The 5,314-nt window shown below is 70.3% G+C and carries 5 protein-coding genes; 4 read left to right on the forward strand and 1 reads right to left on the reverse strand.

Annotated elements, in window-relative coordinates:
- Positions 1–2: 2 nt before the first annotated feature.
- Entirely contained in the window at positions 3–398 is a 396-nt protein-coding gene (locus tag IY392_RS13820) for a nuclear transport factor 2 family protein (RefSeq protein ID WP_107756839.1), read from the reverse strand.
- Between the two features lie 150 nt (positions 399–548).
- Here IY392_RS13820 and IY392_RS13825 point away from each other — a divergent pair, with 150 nt between their 5' ends.
- The 4 genes from IY392_RS13825 to IY392_RS13840 form a co-directional block, all read left to right on the forward strand.
- Complete coding sequence (locus IY392_RS13825; protein WP_194861521.1) at positions 549–1,679, forward strand: acyl-CoA dehydrogenase family protein; 1,131 nt, start codon at positions 549–551, stop codon at positions 1,677–1,679.
- Positions 1,680–1,687: 8 nt separating this feature from the next.
- Positions 1,688–2,365, forward strand: a complete 678-nt coding sequence (locus tag IY392_RS13830) for a nitroreductase family protein (protein WP_107758146.1) — start codon at positions 1,688–1,690, stop codon at positions 2,363–2,365.
- On the forward strand, positions 2,362–3,975 hold the full coding sequence (locus IY392_RS13835) for an MFS transporter (RefSeq protein WP_159078004.1): 1,614 nt from the start codon (positions 2,362–2,364) through the stop codon (positions 3,973–3,975). Before IY392_RS13830 ends, IY392_RS13835 begins: the two co-directional genes overlap by 4 nt.
- Before the next feature lie 73 nt (positions 3,976–4,048).
- A partial coding sequence (locus IY392_RS13840) for an FAD-dependent oxidoreductase (protein ID WP_194861522.1) occupies positions 4,049–5,314 on the forward strand: 1,266 nt, incomplete at its 3' end.

Below are 5,314 nucleotides of genomic sequence, written 5' to 3' on the forward strand. Positions count from 1 at the left end.
GATCAGGAGCGGTCGAGGGTGGGGGAGACGAGCCCGAGCTCCGGGTCGAAGGCCACCTGGTACCCGGAGATGAGCCCGTCCTCGTCGATTCGGGCGGATGCGAGGAAATGGCCGGTGATCGTGACGCCGTCCTCGACCACGGCGCCGTAGACGAACTCGAGCTCACCGGTGCGGGTGGCATGGGTAGGGACGTGACGCCGGTCGATGGGACCGCGCCCCTCGAGGTACCGGCGGACGCCGTCGCGGTCCGTGCCGCGCACGGCAGTGCCCGGGAGGAGGATGGCGAAGGAGACGTCCGGCGACAGGAGGGCGAGACCGGACTCAAGGTCTCCCGAGTCCACGTGGGCGTAGTAGGTGACGAGGGTGGAATCGGGCAGGGCGGAATCGGGCGAGGTCATGAATCGAACTTAGTTTAGGATCGGGCCCGACCTCAAGAGCTTGCGTGATGCGCCTCACTATGTTGTCATGGGTTGAAGTGAACTCAACTCAATTACACGACGCGGGGCACCCCACCTCCACGGCGTAGGAGAGGACTTCCCGTGACACAAGTGACACGAACGGCGCGACCCGAGGCCGACCCGTCGATCATCCTTCCGACCCCGGAGCGTGACGAGTTGCGCGCGGTGGTGGCCCGGTTCGTGGCCCGGCACGGCACCCACGAGGCGGTCCGCGAGTCGATCGACTCCGACTCGGGCTACTCGGAATCCCGGTGGCGCAGACTCAACGATGAACTGCAGGTCGCCGCCCTCGCCGTGCCCGAGGAACTCGGTGGGCACGGTTTCGGTTTCGCGGACCTGGGCGTGGTCCTCGAGGAGACCGGAGCCGCGCTGCTCCCGGAGCCGCTCCTGGTCAGTGCCGTAATTGCCGGGCAGGCGCTGGTCCGAGCGGATGACCCGGCATCGCTGGACGATCTCCTCGGAGCGGTCATGGAGGGACGCCGCACGATCGGGGTGTCGCTCGACGGCGAGGTCACCCTCTCGGCGGGTGCCGGGGCGACGGGCGAGGCGGGTTCCGTCGTCAACGGGCTCGTCCCGGGCGTGCTCTGGGGGGAGGCGGTCGACTCGCTCGTGGTCGTGGCGTCCTCCGGAGCGGAGAAGGCGCTCGTGGTGGTGGACCTCACCGGAGCAGAACGTCGCCCGCGAGAGGTCGTCGACCTGACCAGGCGCCGCGCCGACGTGCAGTTGGTGGACGCGCCCACGAGGATCCTCGTCGGTGCCGCACGGTTCCCGGACGTGGTCCGTGAGTTGACGCTCATCACCGGTGCGGCGCTCGCCGCCGAACACGCGGGGATCGCCGCCCGGCTGTTGGATGACACGGTCGCCTACGTCCAACAGCGTCATCAGTTCGGACGTGCGATCGGGTCTTTCCAGGCCATCAAGCATCGCCTGGCCGATATGCTGGTCGACCGCGAGCGGGCCCGGTCCGCCGCGATGTACGCCCTCGCGGTTCTCGACGAGGACGACGCCCGCGACGCCGAGCTGGCCGTGGCGGTCGCATCGGCGGTGTGTGCGGATGCCGCCACGAGGAGCGCCTACGAGGCGATCCAATTGCACGGTGGGATCGGCTTCACGTGGGAGCACTCCGCCCACTTCTACCTTCGTCGCGCTCTCGGGGACGAGGGTGCCTTCGGGGGCGGCCGGAAAGCCCGCCGGTCGATCGCGGATCTCGTCGGGGTGTAGGGGTGACCATGACTGATCCCGCGGCCGTGACCCCGCCCGAGCCCCTCGGTGCGCACGATCTGATCACCACCACCCGCGCGGTGCGCCGGCGACTCGATCTGGGGCGCGAGGTGGACCCGCGAACGCTGGAGGAGTGCGTGGCCGACGCCCTCCAGGCGCCCCAGGGCTCCAATCTCATGCGCACCGAGTTCGTGATCGTCCGCGATCCCGCGCGCATCGACCGCCTCGGCCGGATCTACCGGGAGGAGTTCGACGGGTTCTATCGCGCGAGCGACGTGGGGCTGTTCCACCGTGTCGACGCCGACCCCACGCACGCGGCCCAGAGCAGACGCACCAGGGACTCGGCCGAGCACCTCGCGGCGGTGATGTCCCGGGTGCCGGTGATCGTCATCCCGTGTCTGACGCCCCGGCTGGCCGAGGGTGATGTGCTGGCGGCCAAACACAGGCTCGCGACGGTGTATCCGACCGTGTGGAACTTCATGCTCGCCGCGCGGCTTCGCGGACTGGGCACCTGTTGGACGGGGATGACCCTCGGCCGCGAGGACGAGGTCGCCGAGATCGTGGGGATCGATCCCGCCGAGGTGGAACAGGTCTGCATGATCCCGGTCGCCCACTACACCGGTACCACCTTCCGCCCCGCCTGGCGGCCACCGGCGGAGGAGTTCATCCACTGGGACCAGTGGTGAGCGACGGGGCGGGCGCCCACCGATCGACGGCGCGCCCGCTCCGGCACGAGCGCGCGTTCCGGGCCCTCGAGGCCGTCCAACTCACCAACGCGGTGGCCGTGTGGATCCACGTCGTCTCGGTGCAGTGGGTCCTCACCGAGCGAGGTGAGCCCGCGTCGGTGATCTCTCTCGCGCCGGCGGCCATGGCCGTGCCGTTCCTGGTGCTCGCGCTACCGGTCGGGGTGATCGCCGGGTATGCCTCGCGCAAGAAGATGATGGCGCTGGCCACCGTGGCGTCGGCGGGGTCCGCGGTGGCGGCGACCGTGCTCACGGTGACGGGGGCCGACACGGCACTCCCGATGATCTGCTCCGTTCTCCTCGTCGGCACCGCGCTGGTGGTGGTAGGGGTCTCCTGGCAATCGCTTCTTCCGGAGACCGTGGACCGCGGGATGATCCCCACCGCGGCACTGGTCGACGGAGCGGTGTTCAATCTCGCCCGCTCGCTCGGGCCGCTCCTGGCGGGCCTGGGACTGGGACTCGCCGGCGCGGAATGGGCGTTCGCGGTGGTCGCCGTCCTCTCTGTGGGCTGTGCGCTCGCGCTGTGGCGGATGGAGCGGCGGTCGCCCGACCGGACCGCTCCGCGTCGGGCGATCATGCCGGAGATCTCCGGCGCGGTCCGGTTCGTGGTCAACTCGGCGTGGACCACACGGCTATTGTGCCAGCTCTTCCTCTTCGGGATCCCGTCCAGCGCACTCTGGGCGCTCATCTCCCTCGCCGTCTACGACGGTCTCGGGATGGGCGCGGACGGATTCGGGGTGCTCATGGCGCTGATCGGCGCCGGCGCCGTCGTGGCGGTCATGGGGTTCGGTGGGCTGCGGAGGCGGTTGAGGGTCACGGTGTTCGCCGCGTGTGGCGCCCTCGTCTACGCCGCGGCCCTGGCGGTGCTGGCGGTCTCGACGTCGCCGGTCGTGGTCGGGATCGCCATGCTCTTCGCCGGCGCGGCCTGGGTGAGTGTGCAGAGTTCGTGGATGTCGATGGGGCACCAGTTCTTCCCGGACTGGATCCGGCCCAGGCTGATCGCGGTCATCCTGCTGATGGTCCAGGGGACGCAGGCGGCGGGATCGCTCCTGTGGGGGGTCGTGGCCGACGCCGCCGGACTGCAGGCCGCCCTCCTCGTGGCAGCCGGGTTGATGGTGATCAGCTGCGTGTCGCTCCTGCTCGTCGGGTTGGGCGCCGAGAAGGGGATCGAACCGGTCCTCGTCTCCGAACTCGGTGGGCCGGCGGGGCCGTCCGGTGAGGTCACCGACCCGGGCACGCCTCGGGGCGACCGATCGGGACCGGTGGTGGTCCGCTACGTGTACCGGGTGCCGGAGGGTCGCACGCGGGAATTCCTCACCGCGATGCGCGATCTGCGTCGCTCCCGGCTCCGGTTGGGGGGCCGGCGCTGGCGGCTCGAGCGCCCGACCGCGGAGCCCGGCCTGTTCGTCGAGACATACCGGGTGGGCAGCGCCGAGGAGTTCGTCGAACAGGAACACCGGCGCCTCACCGTCCCGGAGACCCGGCTGCGGCACCGGGTGGAGTCGCTGGTGGCCGGGGCGGTCGAGGGGCCGAAGGTGAGCGACCGGCCCTAATAGATGAACTGAGTTCAATTAAGATGCTAGGGTGGTCCACATCACAGCAGCACTACCTTTCCGGGAGACCCGAATGCAGAACGCCGTCGACCTACTCGTCATCGGTGCCGGCATGGCCGGCCTCACCGCCGCCGCCCGCGCCACCGAACGCGGGGCAACCGTCATGGTGGTGGAGAAGGCCGACGACGTCGGAGGCTCCGCGAGGTTCGCAGGATATGCCTGGACCGCACCCACGCGGCAGATCATGGCGGAGATCAACCCCCATGGGGATGAGGAGCTCCGCAACGCGGTCGTCGACGACTTCGCCGCCGGGCTCGACTGGATCCGAGGCCGGGGCGTCGACTGCGCCGAGGGAGTCCCCGTGCTGCGCTACGGTGTCGGTCACGCGTTCGACACCAACCAGTATCTCGACGCCTGCGCCCGCGAGATCAGGGCCGCCGGGAACGCGATCCACACTGCCGCCCACGTGCAGGGACTCATCACCGAGGGCGACGGCGTGGCAGGGGCGACGGTCCGGTTGGCCGACGGCGAGGTCCACGAGATCCGGGCGCGACGAGTTCTCCTGGCCACCGGGGGGTTCCAGGCCGACGCGGAGCTGGTGGAGCGCCACCTGCACCCGCTGGCCTCACGATTCCCGCTCCGGTCCAACCCGCACAGCGACGGCGGGGGACTGAGGCTGGCGGAATCGGTGGAGGCCGGCATCGGCTTCGACGACGCGGGCTTCTACGGCCACCTGATCCCCGCGGGTCTGCCCTTCCGGGACTCCGGCGACTTCGTGGGACTCTCCCTCTACTACTCCGAGCACGCGCTGCTGTTCAACCTCCACGGCGAGCGCTTCGTGGACGAGACCCAGGGGGATCACCTCACGGCGATGGCGCTCATGGAGCAACCCGAGGCCCGCGGCCTGGTGGTCGCGGACGAACGGGTCTACCGCGACTGGATCTGCGGTTCCTACGTCGAGGGTGCGGTCGCGATCGACAAGTACACCGAGGCCTCCAGGCGCGGCGGCCGGTGCGGTCTGGCGGAGACGCTCGAGGAGTTCGAGTACCTGCCCGAGGAGTGGGGTTACGACGGGGCGAGGATCGCCGAGGGGATCCGCCGGGTCAACGAGTCGGGCCAGAAGGTCGTGCCGCCGCGGGAGTACGACTTCGCCCCGCTCGACCGCGGGCCGTATTACATCGTCGAGACGACCCCGGCCGTGACGTTCCCGTTCGTGGGGATCAGGATCGGGGCCGACACGTCGGTCCTGCGCGCCGACGGCACGGTGATCCCGGGCCTGCTCGCCGCCGGGTCGGACACAGGCGGGGTGTACCGCCGCGCCTACGCGGGCGGCCTGGCC

The organism is Dietzia sp. SYD-A1 (genome assembly GCF_015356725.1).
In the GTDB taxonomy this organism is placed as follows: domain Bacteria; phylum Actinomycetota; class Actinomycetes; order Mycobacteriales; family Mycobacteriaceae; genus Dietzia.

Bases quoted from the DNA above. Each gene is read 5' to 3' on its own strand.
- IY392_RS13820 (WP_107756839.1), bottom strand. From the start codon at position 398: ATGACCTCGCCCGATTCCGCCCTGCCCGATTCCACCCTCGTCACCTAC.
- IY392_RS13830 (WP_107758146.1), top strand. From the start codon at position 1,688: ATGACTGATCCCGCGGCCGTGACCCCGCCCGAGCCCCTCGGTGCGCAC.